Source organism: Bacillus sp. D386 (assembly GCF_006346415.1).
Map to the genome: position 1 here is coordinate 758,686 of NZ_VEMV01000002.1, position 20,934 is coordinate 779,619.

19 protein-coding genes, 1 other RNA gene and 2 pseudogenes are annotated in these 20,934 nt (G+C 35.6%); 7 read left to right on the top strand and 15 right to left on the bottom strand.

Annotated elements, in window-relative coordinates; genetic code table 11:
- Positions 1-289 precede the first annotated feature (289 nt).
- Positions 290-964 carry a response regulator transcription factor gene (locus FHY45_RS08640; protein ID WP_139891405.1) on the top strand — a complete coding sequence of 225 codons (675 nt, stop codon included), beginning with the start codon at positions 290-292 and terminating at the stop codon, positions 962-964.
- The gene (locus FHY45_RS08645; protein WP_139891406.1) at positions 961-2,322 is read left to right on the top strand and encodes a sensor histidine kinase; all 1,362 of its coding nucleotides are present in this window, start codon (positions 961-963) and stop codon (positions 2,320-2,322) included. Before FHY45_RS08640 ends, FHY45_RS08645 begins: the two co-directional genes overlap by 4 nt.
- A gap of 100 nt (positions 2,323-2,422) precedes the next feature.
- Here the strand turns inward: FHY45_RS08645 and FHY45_RS08650 are convergent.
- Positions 2,423-2,569: pseudogene (locus FHY45_RS08650) on the bottom strand (DUF1541 domain-containing protein); the annotation flags it as partial.
- 274 nt (positions 2,570-2,843) lie between these two features.
- Between FHY45_RS08650 and FHY45_RS08655 the strand changes: the two are divergent.
- Positions 2,844-3,197 carry a hypothetical protein gene (locus FHY45_RS08655; RefSeq protein WP_066101300.1) on the top strand — a complete coding sequence of 118 codons (354 nt, stop codon included), beginning with the start codon at positions 2,844-2,846 and terminating at the stop codon, positions 3,195-3,197.
- 42 nt (positions 3,198-3,239) lie between these two features.
- Here the strand turns inward: FHY45_RS08655 and FHY45_RS08660 are convergent, their stop codons facing one another.
- The 6 genes from FHY45_RS08660 to FHY45_RS08685 form a co-directional block, all read right to left on the bottom strand.
- A complete protein-coding gene (locus FHY45_RS08660; protein ID WP_066101303.1) occupies positions 3,240-3,632 on the bottom strand; it encodes a hypothetical protein in 393 nt (130 codons plus the stop codon).
- A gap of 193 nt (positions 3,633-3,825) precedes the next feature.
- Positions 3,826-4,953, bottom strand: coding sequence for a carboxynorspermidine decarboxylase (gene nspC / locus FHY45_RS08665; protein ID WP_066101306.1), 1,128 nt, complete (start codon positions 4,951-4,953; stop codon positions 3,826-3,828).
- A 1-nt stretch (position 4,954) separates the two neighbouring features.
- Complete coding sequence (locus tag FHY45_RS08670) at positions 4,955-6,154, bottom strand: saccharopine dehydrogenase family protein (RefSeq protein WP_139891408.1); 1,200 nt, start codon at positions 6,152-6,154, stop codon at positions 4,955-4,957.
- A 73-nt stretch (positions 6,155-6,227) separates the two neighbouring features.
- Positions 6,228-7,088 (bottom strand): polyamine aminopropyltransferase, encoded by an 861-nt coding sequence (gene speE / locus FHY45_RS08675; protein WP_139891409.1) that lies wholly within the window; start codon positions 7,086-7,088, stop codon positions 6,228-6,230.
- 4 nt (positions 7,089-7,092) lie between these two features.
- Positions 7,093-8,565, bottom strand: coding sequence for an aminotransferase class I/II-fold pyridoxal phosphate-dependent enzyme (locus FHY45_RS08680; RefSeq protein ID WP_139891410.1), 1,473 nt, complete (start codon positions 8,563-8,565; stop codon positions 7,093-7,095).
- Positions 8,566-9,329: 764 nt separating this feature from the next.
- On the bottom strand, positions 9,330-9,806 hold the full coding sequence (locus tag FHY45_RS08685; protein WP_066101318.1) for a hypothetical protein: 477 nt from the start codon (positions 9,804-9,806) through the stop codon (positions 9,330-9,332).
- 323 nt (positions 9,807-10,129) lie between these two features.
- Here FHY45_RS08685 and FHY45_RS08690 point away from each other — a divergent pair, with 323 nt between their 5' ends.
- Positions 10,130-11,329 carry a dicarboxylate/amino acid:cation symporter gene (locus FHY45_RS08690; RefSeq protein ID WP_066101320.1) on the top strand — a complete coding sequence of 400 codons (1,200 nt, stop codon included), beginning with the start codon at positions 10,130-10,132 and terminating at the stop codon, positions 11,327-11,329.
- A 442-nt stretch (positions 11,330-11,771) separates the two neighbouring features.
- Complete coding sequence (locus FHY45_RS08695) at positions 11,772-13,394, top strand: SH3 domain-containing protein (protein WP_066101322.1); 1,623 nt, start codon at positions 11,772-11,774, stop codon at positions 13,392-13,394.
- Positions 13,395-13,866: 472 nt separating this feature from the next.
- Here the strand turns inward: FHY45_RS08695 and FHY45_RS08700 are convergent, their stop codons facing one another.
- The 5 genes from FHY45_RS08700 to FHY45_RS08720 all read right to left on the bottom strand — a co-directional run bounded on the left by FHY45_RS08700 (position 13,867) and on the right by FHY45_RS08720 (position 17,523).
- Positions 13,867-14,241 carry a hypothetical protein gene (locus tag FHY45_RS08700; RefSeq protein WP_066101323.1) on the bottom strand — a complete coding sequence of 125 codons (375 nt, stop codon included), beginning with the start codon at positions 14,239-14,241 and terminating at the stop codon, positions 13,867-13,869.
- 231 nt (positions 14,242-14,472) lie between these two features.
- Positions 14,473-14,669, bottom strand: a non-coding RNA gene (gene ssrS / locus FHY45_RS08705) — 6S RNA.
- Positions 14,670-14,798: 129 nt separating this feature from the next.
- Positions 14,799-15,686: a TIGR01777 family oxidoreductase gene (locus FHY45_RS08710; RefSeq protein ID WP_139891411.1), complete on the bottom strand. Its 888-nt coding sequence runs from the start codon at positions 15,684-15,686 to the stop codon at positions 14,799-14,801.
- Between the two features lie 84 nt (positions 15,687-15,770).
- Positions 15,771-16,628, bottom strand: a complete 858-nt coding sequence (locus tag FHY45_RS08715; RefSeq protein ID WP_139891412.1) for an ATP-grasp domain-containing protein — start codon at positions 16,626-16,628, stop codon at positions 15,771-15,773.
- A 1-nt stretch (position 16,629) separates the two neighbouring features.
- Positions 16,630-17,523, bottom strand: coding sequence for an ATP-grasp domain-containing protein (locus tag FHY45_RS08720; protein ID WP_139891413.1), 894 nt, complete (start codon positions 17,521-17,523; stop codon positions 16,630-16,632).
- Between the two features lie 171 nt (positions 17,524-17,694).
- On the opposite strand from FHY45_RS08720, the gene FHY45_RS08725 reads away from it, so the two are divergent.
- A complete protein-coding gene (locus FHY45_RS08725; protein ID WP_139891414.1) occupies positions 17,695-18,459 on the top strand; it encodes a YqcI/YcgG family protein in 765 nt (254 codons plus the stop codon).
- Positions 18,460-18,522: 63 nt separating this feature from the next.
- On the opposite strand, the pseudogene FHY45_RS08730 reads toward FHY45_RS08725, so the two are convergent.
- From FHY45_RS08730 to FHY45_RS08740, 3 genes and pseudogenes are all read right to left on the bottom strand, one after another.
- A pseudogene (locus tag FHY45_RS08730) lies at positions 18,523-18,705 on the bottom strand (KGG domain-containing protein); the annotation flags it as partial.
- Positions 18,706-19,257: 552 nt separating this feature from the next.
- A complete protein-coding gene (locus FHY45_RS08735) occupies positions 19,258-19,932 on the bottom strand; it encodes an SOS response-associated peptidase (protein ID WP_066101340.1) in 675 nt (224 codons plus the stop codon).
- Between the two features lie 74 nt (positions 19,933-20,006).
- Positions 20,007-20,486, bottom strand: coding sequence for a spore coat protein (locus FHY45_RS08740; protein WP_225983664.1), 480 nt, complete (start codon positions 20,484-20,486; stop codon positions 20,007-20,009).
- A 226-nt stretch (positions 20,487-20,712) separates the two neighbouring features.
- On the opposite strand from FHY45_RS08740, the gene FHY45_RS08745 reads away from it, so the two are divergent.
- Positions 20,713-20,928 carry a hypothetical protein gene (locus tag FHY45_RS08745; protein ID WP_066101348.1) on the top strand — a complete coding sequence of 72 codons (216 nt, stop codon included), beginning with the start codon at positions 20,713-20,715 and terminating at the stop codon, positions 20,926-20,928.
- Positions 20,929-20,934: the final 6 nt, after the last annotated feature.

The following is a 20,934-nucleotide window of genomic DNA, read 5'->3' on the forward strand; positions in this document are numbered from 1 at the left end:
AATTTCCTTTTCTAGTTAATCTTCAAACTGGTCTAATTGGTCAATAAAATTGATTAGAATTTTTAATTTACGAAGAACATAAGACCATTTGACCAGAACACGAACCAATTATCATTCCATTAATTTTGACGCCTCTCCTCCTGTCTTTTATTCTTTTCCTTGATCTTGACTTCATCATAATGGGTAAACATTAAAGGAACATTAATGAATAAAAATGATTTTCTCATCTTTTTTTAATAAACGTGAATTATAGTAAAATATATTAAATAAGAAGAAAAGGAGACTAAACATGCGGATCCTCATAGTCGAAGATGAAAAAGATTTACAAAACGTTCTTGCAAACCGTTTAAAAGTGGAAAATTACAGTGTGGACGCATGTGGAAATGGGTCTGATGCACTCGATTATATTTCCATGGCTTCTTATGATTTGATTGTGTTAGATATAATGATTCCAGAAGTAAATGGACTGGAAGTTTTACAGCATATAAGAGAAGAAGGGAATCGTACTCCTGTTTTATTGTTAACCGCAAAAGATACGATTGAAGATCGGGTCAAAGGACTGGATTTAGGCGCAGATGATTATTTAATCAAACCATTTGCCTTCGATGAACTACTGGCCAGGATACGGGTGTTAATGCGCCGGCAATCAGGTAACACATCCAACGTTTATGAAATAGGCGATTTAGTAGTGGACTGTAATACCCATAAGGTAACGCGACAGGGTAAAAATATTGACCTTTCCAGCAAGGAGTTTGCAATTTTGGAATATATGATTCGCAATAAAGATATTGTATTGTCTCGAGATAATATTGAACAGCATGTTTGGAATTATGATTATGAAGGCGGCTCAAATATCGTTGATGTTTATATTCGTTATCTAAGAAAGAAGATAGACAATGATTTTGAAATCAAGCTTATCCATACCATAAGAGGATCTGGCTACGTATTGAGGATAGAGTCATGAAAAAATTATCTATTAAAATGAAGATCACTCTCTGGTATACGGGCCTGATTGTGATTATTATGGCTATGGTATTAAGTATTATTTTGGCCTCTTCCGATAAAATTCTTCTGTTAAATATCCAGGACCAACTCGAGGAATCAGTAAAAGAAGGTTTTAGAGATATAGATTATAAAAACGGACATTTAGAGGTAGATAATGATTTTGAGTATTATGATGATGGGGTCACTCTTTTAATTTACGATAAAAATGGTGCTTTACTGGAAGGCAATGTTCCATCTGGATTTAACGGGGACACACCAATGAATAAGGATGGACTTCAAACCATTGAACAGAATGGACAGGAATGGCTATTATATGATCACCCATATAAAAAATTTAATGATGAGATATGGATTCGAGGCGTTTATCAATTAAATCAATTATCGTCAGCCATGAACACCATTTTACTTGTGACTCTAATTGCTTTTCCATTCCTTATTATTGTAGCAGCTACCGGCGGATATTCTATTACAAAAAGAGCGTTTCGTCCCGTACAAAAAATGATTGATACAGTCAGCGAAATTAACGACGGACAAGATTTATCAAAACGTATTAACCTTAAGGGATCAAATGATGAAATTCATGCTTTGGCACAGACCTTTGATCGAATGTTCGATAGATTACAATCTTCATTTGAGAATGAAAAACAATTTACTTCTGATGCCTCTCATGAATTAAGGACACCTACTTCTGTCATCATCTCTCAATCTGAATACGCCTTATCTCAAATTGATGATTCAAAAGAAGTAAAGGAATCCCTTGAGGTCATTCTAAAACAATCCCAAAAAATGTCCTCTCTCATTTCGCAATTACTTTTACTGGCCAGAGTTGATCAGCAGAATATGGACCATTTTCTATTTGAAAGGCTTAATATTAGTGAGTTAACAGAAATGATAGCAGAAGAATTAACCTATATGGCTGATAAAGCTGATATTGAGATAATTACAGAACTAGAGGATAATCTTTTTATAAAAGCAGATCAAACGTTAATCATGAGATTACTTATGAACCTGATTACGAATGCGGTTGCCTATGGAAGGCCTGGCGGATATGTAAAGATTAAATTATATCAGCAGGGTAATCATGTGATAGGTGAGATTTCGGATAATGGAATTGGCATTAGTGCAGAACATATAAATAAAATATGGGATCGTTTTTATCGCGTCGATCCTTCTCGTACCTCAACTGCTAACGGCAATACAGGTCTTGGCTTGTCGATCGTAAAATGGATTGTCAGTCTGCACGGCGGCACCATTGATGTATCAAGTGAATTAGATAAAGGAAGTACCTTTAAGTTTCGTTTACCTATAGGCTATTAAAGAGTTTAATTAGAGGATATTATTCTAGGCACCTACACCAGTATGATAGGTGCCTTTTAAGGTTTAACAAACAAAACGAATGGCACGGCAATGCGAGTAATTATTCAACAGGCATCAACTCGTCATCTGTCACCCATTTGTGATTAGTTACTTCTTCCCCACCTGTTGTTGGTTTGTAATCAATCATATAAACAGTCGTTTCTTGAGCTGATTCAATTTTTACAGTGGTCCCCTTTATTCCATCCATTACCTCTTCTATCATATTATCTGCTAATTTTTATGGTTTAAATGACTAATAGATTCATAAATCTGCTCATACATTTAGAAGACTGTTTAAAAATAAACAAATTAACCCTCTATTTTTTCTCGTATCTTAATTGAATTTTTATATAAAACGTTAACCAACTATAATGGTTGTCACATCCCCTATATCATTCACAATTTTTTCATTTTTAAAGGAAATTATTACGGGAATTTAAATAATGAAGCACCTTAGACTAATACGGAGGAGTTGAGCTAGCATGAATACCATACAACATTACTTCCTGATCTTTCGACTTATTCTTTTTTCCCCGTTTTATTGGATTGCTGCAGGAATTACACGTATCCTTTCATGGATCTGTCAATTCATTGCCTATTTCCCCATGATATATATTGTATTAATATGGCTCATTACTATTATTGGTGCAATTTATGAACGTTCATTTTCTATTGAAATGTTAATGGAAGGTATTTTAATATCAGCAATCGTCTACTTCATTCTTAGTATATTCAGTGGCTTGATTAATATAGTGCTGAATGCATTCTTTACCGTTTTCTTATCTATTAGTAACATTTTTGCGAAGTTAAGCGGTCGGACAATAGAGACTATATAACTTATTCAACCTTGCTCAAACTCCTGACTGGGTTTGAGCTTTTCATTCTTTTAGATTGTCTATACTCAACATGCTCCTTTGCTCATTCCGTTTCAGTATTTCAGCCATTACAAAAGCTCCTATTCCAAGGATGCTAAACAAAATTGCTAATGTAAAATACGCTGTAGCCATTCCGGCATTCACCGATAAATTCTGCACATCATATAAATTATATGCATTAACAGCCTTCTCCTCATTGAATATTTCTTCATATCCTTGGTCTATCATTTCCTCTTTACTATAGGGACTTTCATACACATATAATTTATACAACCCTGCACCTAAAGTAATAACGGTAAATAATAGTGCAATAATCACAACAATCTTTAATATAAATGGAAAATTCATTTTACTATTACTTCGTTCCTCAATCATGATAACCTCATTTTTTTCCATTTCGTCTCACCCCTTACTAGTTTTCAGTTGTTCTTCATTCAAAGTAATTCTACAAAAGTATTAAAAACACCTTTAACAATCAGAGATATCCGTCTTTAATCAAATCGTAGAAAACTTAATATACGAGTTTCTTCTATATATAATACCTATCTATAGAAGAAAGCCAGATTCACATTGGAATCTGGCTTTTTCATTAAGATAGTCTATTTTTAAAATCCATATAATTAAATTTATGCAAAATGCGGCATTCACCATTCTTGTCCTGTACAGCAATTGTCGGCAGGGCCATTCCGTTAAATGTATTGTTTTTAACCATCGAATAAATCGCCATATCCCCAAAAACCAATCGGTCATTACTTTTTAACGGCTGATCGAATGAATAATCTCCAATAATATCCCCTGTTAAGCAGGTTGGACCGCCTAATCTGTACGTATGGGCCTTTTCACCGGGTTCACCACTACCAAGAAGCGGAGGGCGATATGGCATTTCCAACACATCCGGCATATGACAGGAAGCCGAAGTATCGAGGATAGCAATTTCCACATCATTCTTTAATGTATCAAGAACCGTTGTCACAAGAAATCCGGCATTAAGAGCAATTGCTTCACCCGGCTCAAGATAAACCTCCAAATCATATGTCTTCTGAATACGGGTAATACAGTCCTCCAGCAGGCCTATATTATACCCATCTCTTGTAATATGGTGGCCACCGCCAAAATTAATCCATTTCATTTGCGGCAGCCATTTTCCAAATTTCTCTTCGACAGCATTGAGGGTTTGTGCCAAGGCATCCGAATCCTGTTCACAAAGCGTATGGAAATGTAATCCCGATACACCTTCCAGCAAATCTGGACGAAATTCATCAGCCGTTATACCAAATCTGGATCCTCTAGTGCATGGATCATAGATTTCATGGCCCTCTTGAGTCGAACATTCTGGATTAATACGGAGGCCTATGCTTTTACCTGCCTGGAGTACTTTATCCCCAAATCTCTCAAGCTGTGAAAAAGAATTGAAGATAATATGATCACAAATAGAGATAATTTCATCTATCTCATCTTCGCGGTAGGCTGGGGAAAACACATGATTTTCCTTTCCCATCTCCTCATAGCCAAGCTTAGCTTCATACAATCCGCTCGCAGCAGTCCCACTCAAATACTGACCGATTAACGGATACATTGCATGCATAGAAAATGCTTTTTGTGCCAGGATAATTTTACATCCGGTTCGACCCATTACACCCTTTAAAATTTTTAGGTTTTTCTCGAGTAGACCTTCATCTACCACATAAGATGGTGTTGGTAATTGATCAAAGCGCATCTTAGTCTACTAACTCCGGATCAAAGCTTTCTTTCCAAGGAAGTCCCCATTTATTCAATGCTTCCATGAACGGATCTGGATCAAATTCCTCAATATTGTAAACACCAGGCTTGTTCCAATTTCCGTTCATAACCATCATCGCACCAATCATTGCAGGAACCCCTGTTGTATAAGCAACCGCCTGTGATCCCACTTCTTTGTAACACGCTTCATGATCACAAACATTGTATACATAATAAGTTTTATCTTTTCCATCTTTTTTACCGCGGAAAATACAGCCAATATTCGTTTTTCCTTTTGTACGCGGACCAAGTGAAGAAGGGTCTGGAAGTACTGCTTTTAAAAATTGAAGAGGTATGATTTCTTTCCCTTCAAATTCGATTGGCTCAATAGATGTCATCCCAACATTTTCTAGACATTTTAAATGAGTGAGATAACTTTGCCCAAATGTCATAAAGAAACGAATCCGCTTAATGCCAGGAATATTCAAAGCAAGTGATTCAATTTCTTCATGATGTAATAGATACATATCTTTGTCACCGATCTCAGGGAAATTGTACGTACGTTTAATTTCCATTGGCTCTGTTTCTACCCATTGGCCATTTTCCCAATAGGAGCCATTTGCTGTTACTTCACGGATATTTATTTCAGGATTAAAGTTTGTTGCAAAAGGATAACCATGGTCACCTGCATTACAGTCTAAAATATCAATGTATTCAATTTCATCAAAATGATGTTTTAAGGCATGGGCTGAGAATACTCCTGTAACGCCAGGATCAAATCCGCTTCCTAATAATGCAGTAATACCCACTTCTTCAAAGCGCTCACGGTAATCCCATTGCCATTTATATTCAAACTTCGCTGTATCTTCAGGCTCATAATTAGCTGTATCCATATAATGAGTTTTAGTTGCAAGACAGGCATCCATAATCGTTAAATCCTGATATGGTAAGGCAAGGTTCATTACTATATCCGGATTCACTTCTTCTATTAAAGCAATTAGCTCATCCACATTGTTTGCATCCACCTGAGCCGTTGTAATTTTTGTCTTACCGCCGTCAAGCTTAGCTTTTAAATCATCACATTTGGACTTAGTACGACTTGCAATACAAATCTCTTCAAATACCTCACTGTTTTGTACACATTTGTTTATTGCCACAGAGGCTACTCCGCCACAACCAATAATCAGTGCTTTTCCCATTTTTCATATCTCCAATCCATTATTTATTTATCTAACAAACTTCTTTCTGCTTGTTTTAAACACTAGAAGATTTTCATGGAATATCTTCCACGTCCCTCAGCAGCTCCTCCACATACGTTGGCAAAGCAAAGGAACCACGGTGTAAATTAGGATTGTAATAGCGTGTTTTAATACCTAACTGTTTCCAAGCCTCTTGATTTAAATCTGCAAGAGGTTGATATTTTTTGGATGCAAATCCAAACAACCAGTGGCCGGACGGGTAGGATGGAATATGTGCCTGATATACCCTGCTAATTGGGAAACAGTCGATAATCCGTTGGTGCGCCCTCTGCATCGCTGCCCTGTCTTCTGCATAAAACGGACTCTCATGCTGATTTACCATAATTCCATCTTCATGTAAGGCCTTGTAGCAATTACCGTAAAATTCTTTCGTAAACAAGCCTTCACCCGGTCCGAATGGGTCGGTTGAATCCACGATGATTAAATCATATTGATTTTCACAGGATCGAACAAATTTCAGCCCATCCTCATAATGAATATGAACCCGTTCGTCATCAAGCTTAGAAGCTGTTAAAGGCAAATAATTTTTACAGGCTTCAACTACCTTTTCGTCAATTTCCACCATGTCAATATGTTCAATCTGTTGATAACGGGTTAGCTCACGTACAACACCGCCATCCCCTGCACCAATAACCAAAACCTTCCGTGGATTTGGATGAACAGCCATAGGTACATGGGTAATCATCTCATGATAAATAAACTCATCTTTTTCAGTCATCATCATATAGCCATCCAGGGTCAAAAATCTCCCAAATTCGTTCGAATCAAAGATATCAATCCTCTGAAATTCACTCTGTTCACTGTATAAATGCTTGTCCACCTTGATGGAAAGCTTTACTTCTGCCGTGCTACGTTCATGAAACCACAACTCCATGCTGTCACACTCCCTTTAGTACATTCAGACGTTCAATAGCAAGGTCTTCCGGTCCTGTCATGGAACAGCCTTTTGCTTTTGCATAGTCAATATACTCAATGATTTCTTTCGTAATTCTTTCACCTGGTGCGAGGATTGGAATTCCAGGAGGATAGCACATCACAAACTCACTGCACACCCGACCCTCTGTATCTCGCAGACTCAATGATTCTTTATCTGCATAGAATGCCTCCTGCGGTGTAATCACAACCTCCGGGTCAATATATTCTTGTGTAATCAGACCTGATTTATCAGTCGAATAACGGCGACGTATTTCTGATAGGGCACTAATCAGACGTTCGACATCTCTTTTCCGATCACCAACAGATACATAGGCCAAAATATTGCCTATATCTCCAAATTCAATTTGGATATCATACTCATCTCGCAATAAGTCATATACCTCAATTCCCGCTAGTCCAATATCTAATGTATGTACCGAGAGCTTAGTTACATCAAAATCAAATATGCTGTCTCCATTCACCAATTCTCTTGAAAAGGCATAATAGTTACCAATTTGATTGATTTCGTTCCGAACATATTCTGCAAGATTAATAACATCATCGAAAATCCGTTCTCCATTTAACGCTAGATTTCTTCGTGAAAGATCCAAGCTTGAAAGCAGCAAATATGATCCGCTTGTTGTTTGTGTTAGATTAACAATTTGCCTTGCATAACCAACATTCACAGAGGGTCCCATTAACATAAATGAGCTTTGCGTCAAACTTCCCCCGGATTTATGCATGCTGACTGAAGCCATATCTGCACCAGCAGCCATGGCAGTCACGGGAAGGTTTTTTCCAAAGTATAAATGTGCTCCATGTGCTTCATCTGCAAGAACAAGCATGTTATGCTGATGAGCAAGCCTCACAATCCCTCGTAAATCCGAGCAGATTCCATAATAGGTTGGATTATTGACCAAAATGGCTTTAGCCTCTGGGTTTTCTTTAATCGCTTTTTCCACCTGGTTGAGAGACATACCAAGCGCAATTCCTAGATTTTTATCCATTTCTGGATTTACATATACCGGCACGGCACCACATAGAACAAGCGCGTTAATGACACTGCGATGAACATTTCGGGGAAGAATAATCCTATCTCCCGCTTTACAAGCTGTTAGGACCATCCCCTGTACGGCAGATGTCGTTCCATTCACCATAAAAAATGCATGTGCAGCACCAAATGCCTCAGCTGCTAATTCTTCTGCTTCTTTAATGACGGATACCGGGTGACAGAGATTATCAAGCGGCTTCATCGAGTTAACATCCACGCTAACCGCTTGCTCCCCCAAAAAAGCTGTCAATTCGGGATTACCTCTCCCGCGTTTATGACCGGGTACATCAAAAGGAACAATTCGCTTTTTCTTGAACTCTTCCAAAGCTTCATAAATAGGTGCCCGCCCCTGCGAAAGACGAAATAATCTTTCTCGTTCATTCATCACAAAACTTCCTCTCGCTGAAAATTCTCCCACTTCCCTTTCCATCTGGCTTAAATCATAAGAATTTATGGGGTGATTTTTATTAATTGATAAAGTTAAAAGACAACAAAAAAGCAAGTGTACGCGCATTTCATTGCACAACACTTGCTTGTAGATATTATTATCCTATTAAAAAGCATATATAAATACAGACATATTGCCACACATAAAATCCAATGAATTTTATGTCTGAAAAGCTTTTTAATATTCAACATACCTAAAAAGGAGATCAGAGTCTAAATAGCAAATAAATACTTTTACCACTCTTATTGACCGTTTCACAAGTTTTGCACGATTTATGTCGTACTGGTTATAAAGTAACCAACTTATAAAATTTGAGCTTCTAACTCAATCAATAGGGCAACTAATGTTGCCTGTCGGCATTTGACCCGGCTGTCCGTATGGCCTTAACTTCCCGTGGGCAAGTGGTCAATTTTTATCTGCTTGGAAAGACTCTAACTATTTGAATATTTGCTTTCCAAAATAACAACGCCCTAATATTATCAGTTTATGAAAAAATTAGCAATAGATGCAATTAACTTTTTATACCTTTAAAACCTAAATAAACCATTCTATCTATGTATAATTATTTATTTTTATCAAAAATATTCATGATTCTACATGGGTCATTGGAATGATTTTACACAAAAAAACGACCATTTATCATTTAATAAGAGGAGATCGTGAGGGATGGAATATCATGATTAGATCAAACTGTTGAGGATCTAGACGATGAAGTAAACTAAATTGATGAGAAAAAAAGTTACAGCCCCTATTAAATATGGTTTTCCCAATATATCAAATTCTTTATTGTCGAGTGTCCAGTATAACTCTTGTCTAACCCAATAATTATTAGTGGTTGGTTCAGTATATTCCTTTGGGCCCACTCCTATCATTAAGAAAAAACACAAAACAAAGATACTGAATATAAAACTAAATTCGTTAATCTCTACTTTAAAATAACCCGACAGATAATAAACCAAGATATACTCAATTAAAATAGTAATGATAGCTAAAACTGCGCCATAAGCCATTCTCTTAATAAGAGAAATTTTCATATCTTCAGAGGTAATCGCATTTCCTTTTAGGCTTTCAACATACTCGGCTTGCTTTGTAAAAAGGACCACAAAACAAAAAATCCCAATAATAATGAAGATATTAACTATAATCTTGCTTAACTGAAACTCCAGAATTCCTAGCATATATCTCCTCCATTCATACACACAATCACTCATTATTTAAAGTCAGTAAACAGAAGAATAAATAGAGAATGATTTTTATATCTCCAATCAATTGTATCATCATAGAAATATATTGAATTTAAGAAAAACATTTTCTCTGCTCCCCTATAGCTTTTTCATTTATATTATTTAACCAATATGGATATCCCAAATTTAAGAGATTTAACTCCAATCACCAATCAAAAAACATTATTTTATTCTTTTTAAGCATAAAGGTTACTTTTTAATTCATTTTTCTGTATAATCCACATATAGAGTACAACTGTATTTATAAGGAGGACACCATGAAACGATTCGGTATATTACCCAAGATTATATTAGCTATTTTTCTCGGTATTGGTATAGGAATGATTGCTCCAGCCTGGATGCTTCGTATTTTCACTACTTTCAACGGGCTTTTTAGCAGCTTTTTAGAATTTATTATTCCCTTTATTATCATTGGTTTTATTGCTTCAGGAATTGGAATGATGGGGAAAGGTGCCGGCAAAATGCTCGGTATCACAACTGGATTAGCCTATGCTTCTACAATAATAGCTGGCTTGATTGCTTTTTTCGTGGCCAAAGCATTGTATCCTGTTATATTAAAAAACCAGACTGCTCAAAGCTTTGCAAATCCTGAGGAAGCTTTACTCTCTCCATATTTTACAATTGAGATGCCTGCTGTAATGGGTGTTATGACGGCTTTGCTTGTAGCCTTCACAATTGGTGTAGGGATGGCATCTATCAAAGGAGAAGCACTTCTTAATGTAATGGAAGAATTCAAAGAGATTGTCGTGAAAGTAATTAATACGATTATTATCCCTCTTTTACCATTTCATATCTTTGGTATATTCGCAAACATGACTCAGGGCGGTCAAATTGCGTCTATCTTAAGTGTATTTGCTAAAGTATTTGTGATGATCATTGCTTTACATTTGTTTATGTTAGTCATACAGTATACAGTTGCGGGTGCAGCTTCTAAGAAAAATCCATTTAAAATGCTTAAGACTATGTTACCAGCGTATTTTACAGCTTTAGGCACTCAGTCTTCCGCATCAACGATTCCTGTTACTGTGGATCGGACTAAAAAAATGGGTGTGAAAGATAAAGTAGCAAACTTCACTGTTCCACTATTAGCAACTATCCATTTATCTGGAAGTACAATTACCCTCGTCAGCTGTGCGATGGCAGTTATGCTGTTACAGGGTACGGATGCTAGCATCACACAAATGCTACCATTTATTTTAATGCTTGGTGTCACAATGATCGCCGCACCAGGAGTTCCAGGAGGAGCTGTTATGGCTGCACTTGGTTTATTAGAATCCATGCTCGGTTTCTCTGATAACATGCTTTCCCTCATGATCGCATTATACCTAGCTCAGGATAGCTTCGGAACAGCATGCAATGTAACAGGCGATGGCGCTATCTCAGCACTTACGGAGCGATTTGTTCCTAAAACCAGCAAAGAAATAATTCAAAATAAACAAATAGAAAATTTAATTTAAATACAAAAATAAGATAGATATACAAAAATGGTGTCCGTATAGAGATTTCAGTCAAAAAACAATAAATCAAAAAGGGAGACATGTTGTTAACTCAACATATCTCCCTTTTTTGATTAAATATAACCAGTTCAACAAGGACCTATGTGTCAGTCCATATCTTGTTATTTTCACAGAAAAATATCTGCAAACCTCATACTTTTTTCACTTTAGTTCAATGATTTTAATAAACAACTCACCTTATCTAAAAAAACACAAATACATCCTCATTTATAATTTACTTCTGTCCTTATTAAGAATCCTTTATTTATTCCTTATTAATTATATAAAAATAATAAAATAGCTAATTTTTTGTTTATTTCTATAAGTAAATATATTAATATTTTTATATTATTATAACTATCACAACAAATTATTTATCACAAATATTAGGAGAAAGTCTTGCATGAGAAACTCATTGACACAAAAAATCGTATTAATTTTTATTACATTTGGTTTGGTTTTATTTGGAACAACTGATTTATACACAAAAGTAGACGCAGCAACCGTTTCTTCTTCCACACTCTATCAAACGACAGCTAATGTCAATTTAAGAGCCGGTTCGTCCAATAAGCATAAAGTAATCCTAACCATTCCGAAAGGGAAAAATGTGACCTATCTCTCCAAATCCGGAAGTTGGTTTAAGGTTAAATACGCTAATAAGACAGGCTTTGTGAGCTCTTCTTATTTAAAGAAGCTAACAGCTAATTCTCAGACTAGTACCCAAGCTACCGTTACATATCAAACAACGGCTAATATCAATTTAAGGACTGGTGCTTCTAATAAGCATAAAGTAATCCTAACCATTCCGAAAGGGAAAAATGTGACCTATCTCTCCAAATCCGGAAGTTGGTTTAAGGTTAAATATGCTAATAAGACAGGCTTTGTGAGCTCTTCTTATTTAAAGAAACCAACTGCTAATTCACAGGCTAGTACCCAGGCTACCGTTACATATCAAACAACGGCTAATGTCAATTTAAGGACTGGTGCTTCTAATAAGCATAAAGTAATCCTAACCATTCCGAAAGGAAAAAATGTGACTTATCTCTCCAAATCTGGAAGTTGGTTTAAGGTTAAATATGCTAATAAGACAGGCTTTGTGAGCTCTTCTTATTTAAAGAAACCAACAGCTAATTCCCAGACTAATTCACAGGCTACCGTTACATATCAAACAACGGCTAATGTCAATTTAAGGACTGGTGCTTCTAATAAACATAAAGTAATCCTAACCATTCCGAAAGGGAAAAATGTGACCTATCTCTCCAAATCCGGAAGTTGGTTTAAAGTTAAATATGCTAATAAGACAGGCTTTGTCAACTCGACATACATGAAGAAGTCTGTCATCAAAGAGACAGTACCTAATTATAAAAATGTAAGATATTATAATACGAATATTCATATCTATACAAGTAATCCTAATGCTAATTTAACAGTTTCCAAAGGAAAACCTAATGTTCTTGAACCATTGTCATCTATTAAGCTACCAAATGAACTAGCAAAGATAAACTTAGGCTTTTTTAACTCAAAAATGGAACATGGTGGTTTATTTATGGTAAATGGACAAGTAACCAGTAACCATAATCCTAAATACGTAATTATGGAATATAAAAAGACAGGGAAAATAGATATTCGTAGTATCGCAACACCATTAATAAATCTTCAAGAATTAGAAGATATGAAGGAAAATAATTATTTTGCTGTTGGTACTTCATATTCTTTAGTACAGAACGGCAAAATAAATTTAGCGCATAGTGAGTATTTCTCACACAGTAAAAGCAGGAACCCTCGAACATTGTTTGGTCAGACTAAAGATGGACGGTTTATCATGGCAGTTACAGATGGCCGAATTAATGGGAGTAGTGGTTTAACAGCAAGCCAAAGCGCTGATGTTATGATGAAATTAGGGGCAGTTGAAGCTGTAAATTTAGATGGCGGAGGATCCAGCACCCTATATATCAATGGTAATTTAATTAATAAATTAGGCGAAAGCCCCAGAAAAATTGGCAGTGCTCTCTTTATTACAAAGTAAATAGAATATACAATTATAAAATAAACTCCTAATTGAAAAATTGGGAGTTTATTTTCACCATATAAGATATGATAATTTTTAAAGGATCCGAGTGTATGGAGATACAATTATCAGTTTGACTTTAATTATCCAACTTACTGCCAGTCGAATGTTCACTATTATTAGAAGGATTATAGTTGTTAGTACTATCAGATTGAGTATTCAAGTCTGAATCAAAACATCCTTTCATTAAAAAAAAGAGCTAATTGCTAATAGCAATTCTGATAATTAATTTTCAACATGCTGCACACTCCCATCTATCCGTATATTAAGGATTTTAAAAGGATGTATACAAAATAAAGACTTCTATCTCTTAAACAGATAGAAGTCTTTATTTTTCTCTTTTATAGTCATTGGTGTTAAACAAGGTTTAATGGTACCACCAGTTCAGCCTAGGTAATTTAAATTACAACAGAACTGCATTCTATCACGGTTATCTCTTTAAACGTAAAGCCATATATATAAATCCTGTAAATATAATAAAAATCCCAAAAGGATATAAGCTACTAATAACATGTTCGCTAGTCTGAGAAATTTCTTCAACAACCATACCCTTCCCTGTTAAACACTTACTTGGTACTATACGACCAATAATATCTTCGGAAGTAATAGGGTCGAATACTTGTATTGTTGAATCAATATTATTTGAGGTTTTAGAAAGTGAATTATGTGCAAACTGCACCTTATCCATTTCACTAGTCATCCCTAAATTAGCAGAAGCAACAGCGATTGTCTGTTTTTTTAATTCTGGTATCAAAGAAATAACTAAAGAAAATATGATTGCTAATATAAATAACCTGGAATTCATTAAAATCACCCAAATACTCTAAATAATATTTCCCGTTCCATCTGTTTTATTTTTATAAAATAAAAAAACTAATAGTAATTTCAATTTCAAATATTAAGATAAGTTATATTAATATTTTAATAAATACAAAATAAACAATCAACAACTGATTTCATTTTAGCCTTTGTATTTATTACTGTCTGTCATTTTTTATGGGTAAATATAAAAAACCAATTCCGAAATGGAATTGGTTTATAAGCCACTTTTGCCGTTACATATAAGAAAGTTTTAAACCACCACTTCTCCAAGTGGGTGTTCGCAAAAGCTTTCCTGCTTGTCCTCCAGGTCATATAGACAGAGGCTTGTCATTCCAGCCTTTATAATAAAACTCCCTATTACAGCTTAAAGGTTAAAACTTAAATTATGCATCACGTACAATGTAGCTCGTATTAAATATGATACTCCTCTAATCATTTAAATGCAATGGAGATGACTTCCATAATAAATATATAATTTCCATTAAAACGGAAGTTTATCAAGAGGACCAACACAAAATACAGAGGGTTAATCAAACTATCTCATTTAAATATATCTTTTAAAGCATCTTTCAAATTTTTATATTTAAACGTATACCCCACTTGTTCAAGCCTTTCAGGGAGTACCCAACGACTTTTTAGAACAAGCTCCGGCTCAGTTCTGATTAGAATTGCACCTGCCTTAAGCATCCACGCTGGTGTGGGGAGGCCAATTTTTCTGTTCATACTGTTACGGAGGTGAACCATTAATTCACGATTGGTGACTGGATGGGGTGAAGAACAATTAAATACCCCCTCCAAGTCTTCTCTGTTCTTAAGAAAGAGAACAAGTTGAAATAAATCTTCAATATGTATCCAGCTAAACATTTGTCGTCCAGATCCCTGATACCCTCCAAGACCAAATGTAACGAGATTTTTATACGGAGTCATAACTCCGCCGCTTCCCCCTAATACGATTGCAATTCTTAAGGCAACTTGCCTTGTATGCGGTAGTTCAAAGTTAAAAAATGTTTCTTCCCACGCTTTCGCAACATCGACTGAAAAGCCGCTTCCGATCTCACCCTTTTTCTCTGTCATAGGTCGATCTTCCGCATGTCTGTATATGGTGGCAGTACTGGAATTAATCCACAAAGGAGGTGGAGTCATACACTCAAGGAGGGCACTCCCCAATATAGCTGTTGTTTCAGTTCTAGACATGACTATTTCTAGCTTATTACTGGCATTATAGCGGCAATTTACCGATTTTCCAGCCAAATTAACCAATAACTCGGCCCCTTCAAGCGCTTCCTTTATTTCACCTTTATTATGCCAGTTAATATGTTCGTTGCTTCTGGAAATAACCAGCACATCATATCCCATAGAATGAAATTGCTTCTCAAAATACTGGCCAATAAAACCTGTTCCCCCAGCAATTACGACCTTCTTTCTCATCCACTCATCCCTTTACCTCAAATTTATGAAGTATATCACTAATATTTTATCAAATATTTTACATTCTTTTGAATAAAAGGATTATTATGCGTGCAAGTCAACCATTTGTTTATTAATATACTTCAGATACATATGTACAACATCAAAGTCGTATTGTTGGTAAAGTGTACGGGTACCTACTGCATCTTCTATTTCGTTGAACAGGAATTGCCCGTCCTGGCCGATGAGAAAATCGATTCCTACAAAGTCAAAATCAAATAACTCACCTATTTTATTTACTAAATTCACTTGTTTCTCAGACAAAGTATAACGCTCAGCCTTTCCGCCAAGTGAAAAATTAGACTTAAAGCTGTTGCTGGAATAACGTTTAACAGCTCCAATTATCTCCTTACCCAGTACGAAGACTCTCACATCAACACCTGGATTATCACACATTTCCTGTAGGATAACATCCCCCTTATTAAGCTCCCCCATCTGCTTAGTTAATTCTGTTTTGCAATCTACTTTAAAAACATCCGTCCCACCATGGCCGCTGTTGGTCTTCAAAATAAGTGGATAATTTAATAGCGACTGTCCCTCAGTGAATGAGATTGCCGTCTTCACAGATTTTATTCCATGGCTGTTAATCATTTGATGTGTTTTAGCTTTATGATTACAAATATCCGTCACTTGAGAATTGTTAAAAACTCTGCACCCCATTAATTCAAAATGAAGGCTTATTTGACTGTCTCGGGTGCGGTTAATGACGAAATCCGGTTGAAGTGAATTCCCCTCCTCCATATAAACGGACAATTTTCCATTATCAATTATTAAACTCAATTCCTCGGCAAATACAAGCTGGATATTTAGATTGTGCTGATTACTATTATTAATAAACTGATTGGCAAACCATTTATTTTTGTCATAATCCTCGCGCTTATAGATCAGTAAGCCTTTAAACATGTCACACCATCCGCAAAATATAATCGAAGATATGCTCAGTTACATCAATACCTGTACAATCATAGATATTTTTTATATGAGCATTTGAATTTACTTCACAAAGAATCGGTTCTTCCTCTTCGCCAAACAAAAGATCCACTCCACTAAAATCAGCTCCGATAATCTTACTTGCCTTAATTGCCAGTTCTTCAAATTCTTTCGGAAGAACATATTCATGCATGACCCCACCATTTGTCACGTTTGCTCTAAAATCTGTTTCGGAAGTTCGCAGCATAGACGCCACCACTTTGTCACCTACCACATGAACTCTTACGTCTCTGCCTTTACTGTTTTTAATGAATTCCTGATAAAGATGTGGGATTTGAAGTAGTTCTTTTCTCTTTTTCTCCAATTCTTCACGGGTTTCTACCAGATACACCTGCTCACCAAAAGATCCGTAGGCCTCTTTAATAACAATCGGATAGGATAATTCCCTTTCAATAAACTCAATAAATGAATGATCCTTTTCCAATATATTTGTAAAAGTCAGCGGGGAAAATATAGTTTTCGGTAATTTAATTGAATGATTGGCCAGTGCCTGGAATGTCATGATTTTGCTATCACACACTTCAATCACGGAAGCCTTGTTAAACAGTCGATAACCCATCTGTTCCAACTGATTTGCCAGACGAATATCCTTATCCAAGAACAAAATAAAATCCGGCCGTGCATGCTGTCTTTCACTTTTAATAATGGTTTGATTTCCTTCAATAACAGAGAATAATTCTGTATTTTTAACTAAGTCGAGAATGATTCCTTTTTTTGAAGCTGACTCTTTATACCAATCATGGATTTCCATAAATTTTGGAGACAGCAAACTTCCATTATAGATTAACCATCCATACTTTCTTTCCATATTGAGGATGCTCCTTACTATTTATTCGTTTGTTTTATTATATCAAACCAGTGAGAGCTGAAGAATTTCATCATTAATCTAATCGAACAAAGCAACCATTCCAATCATTTTCATATGATGAAATTATCCCTAATTGTCCCGTACGTAAAAATACGTCAAGGAGTTTAATTTATGAACCATTTACTGATTAAATCTGACTTTAAAAAGGGGAATCTTCTTCCGAGGTGGCTGAATGAGGCCTATAACTATTGGAGTTCTACTGTCAGTGACAATCAATTCCCATGTCACTTTGGCATGAAAGCAGAGCGAGATGGCCTCCTCCGCTATACGTATTGTGAGAATCATAATTTTTCTGCGCTTCCACATACACTTAGCGAATTTCTCAAACTTTCAAGGAAGAATCCATCTATTCGGTATGCATTGGTTCTTTTCGTAGAGCCTGAACTTAATTATCAGCACCTTGATTATGATTATTATAATGCCAATTTTTGGAGTATTTTATCCTATTTGCACGAACAGGATGATAAAGAATGGTCCAATGATATTCCCCTTGATCCAGATGATCCCCATTGGGAATTTGTTTTCAACGGGGAACCTATCTTTGTATCTGGCAATGCTCCTTTTTACCAAAATCGTATTACCCGAAATCTAGGTGATTGCCTAATCATGATTTTTCAGCCAAGAAGAATTTTTGCTGATACGTCTTATACTACTCCACATGGCAGAAAAGCAATTGAGGTTATTAGAAAAAAAGTTGAGAAGATTGAAAACATGCCGTATCATCCAGATTTAGGCGGCTATGAGGATTTATCCAAGAGAGAATGGAAACAGTATTTAATTACGGATGATTGCAATCCAATTAAAGGAACTTGTCCAATGAGGAATACTCTATTATCATCTGGTAAAGGTAATCAGAAAAAGGAAAAACCATGCTAAGTCAGCATGGTTTTTCCTTGATTGCTTATAGTATTTTTTTTAATTTCTGAAGAAGGTTTAATCGTTGTTTGCGCGGGCTTTACCGCCTTTTTCACCAATCTCTTTATAGAAGTCTTTATCATGATTTTTCTTGGTGGCTTCTCCACCCTTTTCGCCAATTTCTTGGTAGAAGTCCTTATCATGATTTTTAGCTGTAGCTTCTCCGCCTTTGCGTCCTGCTTCTTCTCTAGACATTTTGTCTGCCATAAATAATCGCTCCTTTTTAAGAAATTATTTTGTTGCTTACACTACTATATTTATCCTCTTTTAAAAGATAAAAACATAATTACACGCATTTAACCTTTTTGTTATTCTCTTGTTATTCGAACTTAATGTTTAAATTCGAAATAATAGTTTCAGTCATTGAAATCATACTAGCATTTCATAGTATCTCTCTTACTACCATTTTGTAATCAATATGTTGCCTTTCCTACTTCTCATATTCTAATTTTTACCATACAGTAGTATGATTGTACTGTAGTTTACTATATTGAATGAAAAAGTTAATCAACCTATTTGAAGGAGGTCAGGGAAACATGATAGTAGTCATTATTCTTTTTTATTTTTACTAATGTTGTTAATTGAAAAATCGAAGTATGAAAATAGCACCTATTAACAAGAAACGAATAACTCCTTTTTAAAAGTAAGGTTTAATACGGGATTATACGGCGAATACCTAATCGTCAGAGTTTTAGATAATCTGAAGGATTTCCACAGAAAACGAAAATTTCCGTTAATAAATGCCGAGAAAAATAATAATCAACATATTCTTTGAATTACGTGTTCCGAATTATTTTTGGGTGAATTCACATCAGCACTTACTTCAAAAGCTTCCATTAATTCAGGATTAAACGGACGTAAATATTGTTTTAGTAAATGCGAATCATGAATCTTTGGATTCAGCCACTTTTGTTCATCTTCCGGGTTAAGAATAACTGGCATCCGGTCATGTATGGAAGACATCAATTCATTGGAGGACGTTGTAATAATGGTACACGTGCATACGGCCTGTCCTTCTGGTGAATTCCATGATTCCCATAAACCTGCCAATCCAAATGGTTCTCCGCTTTTCAATTTAATCCGCATCGGTATTTTTCTTTCAGGCGTTTGCTTCCATTCATAATAGGAATCAGCCACAATTAAACAGCGTTTATTTTGGTATGCCTTCCGAAAACTTGGTTTTTCCGCAAGCGTTTCTGATCGAGCATTGATCAGCTTATATCCTATTTTTTCATCCTTTGCCCACGATGGAATCAATCCCCACCTCAAATAACCTAAGCGATTTTTGGATCCATCATTAATAACGGCAACAATTCTCTGAGACGGTGCAATATTATAACTAACTTGATAATCTGCCTCATCAAAGGCTGCCTCTATATGAAATCGTTCAATAATCGTTTCAAACGTTGAAAATAACGTAAATCTACCACACATATGTATCACCTCATGGCCATTATAACAGTTTTATTTCAGGAACCAAAAAGGCACCCATCTAGGTGCCAGAGCCTTCAATATTTTTTTGCAATTGCTCTATTAGCGTTGTTTACATCGTTTTTAATCAAAGCACTTAAATCATATGCGGGATACATATTATTCTTATACATATAGTTAAATACCTGGCTATGCAAATCAATCATTCCGTTTAGTTGGTTTGTTAATGTCTTTTTCAAAACAGGAGTAGCCGTTTCAGTGATGGCTATCGAATAATTCCGGATTAATGTTTTTGTTAATCCCAATAAATTCCCTGCAAAAAAGCTGGCGTCCGGTTGTTCTCTTTCATCCTCTTCCCTTTGCGGTGCTCTTGGAAAGTATTGCAGCAACTCTTTAATATATCTTTCCAAAACTTTAATTGTAGTCAAATATAGATTTTTCAACTCCTGATTTGGTACATCTCTGACCTTCATTTTCAAGCCTACTAATGCATTTGATGCAAATGCTACTAATTCATGCAATTCCAGTGTTTCATGATATGCAAGTGTATTAGCCAAACAACTTCCCCTCCTTCATTCCTTCACAAAGAGTATATGATTGCTAGGCTTGTCTCTTTCCTTCTTTTTATCTTGGTAAATATCTTCTACTATCAAGGTTCATTAAACGGATGATTATTTAATGATGATTAACAACTTCAACAAAAACAAACATCGAACATACGTTTCTTTTTTGTTGAATAAGAAACGTATGTTCGTATATAATGAAAATAGGAGGTGAAGATAAATGAATGATTTACTTAGGAGCATGAGAGAACAAATTCCCATCGATATCATCTATGTCTCGAATAAAAATATTTTTACAAAACGCCGTATTCTGGTTAAATCAATGGGTGAGCAACTGATTCGTGCCTATTGTTTTAACCGCAAACTCTATCGAACATTTAAGAAGGAACAAATCTTATCTACCCAACTCGTTTATCAATCCCAGCGGTCATCATAAAAAGAA

Excerpts from the sequence above, each read along its gene's own strand:
- FHY45_RS08720 (WP_139891413.1), bottom strand. The coding sequence starts at position 17,523 with ATGGAAAGAAAGTATGGATGGTTAATCTATAATGGAAGTTTGCTGTCT.
- FHY45_RS08645 (WP_139891406.1), top strand. The coding sequence starts at position 961 with ATGAAAAAATTATCTATTAAAATGAAGATCACTCTCTGGTATACGGGC.
- speE (WP_139891409.1), bottom strand. The coding sequence starts at position 7,088 with ATGGAGTTGTGGTTTCATGAACGTAGCACGGCAGAAGTAAAGCTTTCC.
- FHY45_RS08655 (WP_066101300.1), top strand. The coding sequence starts at position 2,844 with ATGAATACCATACAACATTACTTCCTGATCTTTCGACTTATTCTTTTT.
- FHY45_RS08700 (WP_066101323.1), bottom strand. The coding sequence starts at position 14,241 with ATGAATTCCAGGTTATTTATATTAGCAATCATATTTTCTTTAGTTATT.
- FHY45_RS08640 (WP_139891405.1), top strand. The coding sequence starts at position 290 with ATGCGGATCCTCATAGTCGAAGATGAAAAAGATTTACAAAACGTTCTT.
- FHY45_RS08660 (WP_066101303.1), bottom strand. The coding sequence starts at position 3,632 with ATGGAAAAAAATGAGGTTATCATGATTGAGGAACGAAGTAATAGTAAA.
- FHY45_RS08715 (WP_139891412.1), bottom strand. The coding sequence starts at position 16,628 with ATGTTTAAAGGCTTACTGATCTATAAGCGCGAGGATTATGACAAAAAT.
- FHY45_RS08725 (WP_139891414.1), top strand. The coding sequence starts at position 17,695 with ATGAACCATTTACTGATTAAATCTGACTTTAAAAAGGGGAATCTTCTT.
- FHY45_RS08670 (WP_139891408.1), bottom strand. The coding sequence starts at position 6,154 with ATGGGAAAAGCACTGATTATTGGTTGTGGCGGAGTAGCCTCTGTGGCA.
- FHY45_RS08690 (WP_066101320.1), top strand. The coding sequence starts at position 10,130 with ATGAAACGATTCGGTATATTACCCAAGATTATATTAGCTATTTTTCTC.
- FHY45_RS08685 (WP_066101318.1), bottom strand. The coding sequence starts at position 9,806 with ATGCTAGGAATTCTGGAGTTTCAGTTAAGCAAGATTATAGTTAATATC.
- FHY45_RS08745 (WP_066101348.1), top strand. The coding sequence starts at position 20,713 with ATGAATGATTTACTTAGGAGCATGAGAGAACAAATTCCCATCGATATC.
- FHY45_RS08695 (WP_066101322.1), top strand. The coding sequence starts at position 11,772 with ATGAGAAACTCATTGACACAAAAAATCGTATTAATTTTTATTACATTT.
- FHY45_RS08680 (WP_139891410.1), bottom strand. The coding sequence starts at position 8,565 with ATGAATGAACGAGAAAGATTATTTCGTCTTTCGCAGGGGCGGGCACCT.
- FHY45_RS08735 (WP_066101340.1), bottom strand. The coding sequence starts at position 19,932 with ATGTGTGGTAGATTTACGTTATTTTCAACGTTTGAAACGATTATTGAA.
- FHY45_RS08710 (WP_139891411.1), bottom strand. The coding sequence starts at position 15,686 with ATGAGAAAGAAGGTCGTAATTGCTGGGGGAACAGGTTTTATTGGCCAG.
- nspC (WP_066101306.1), bottom strand. The coding sequence starts at position 4,953 with ATGCGCTTTGATCAATTACCAACACCATCTTATGTGGTAGATGAAGGT.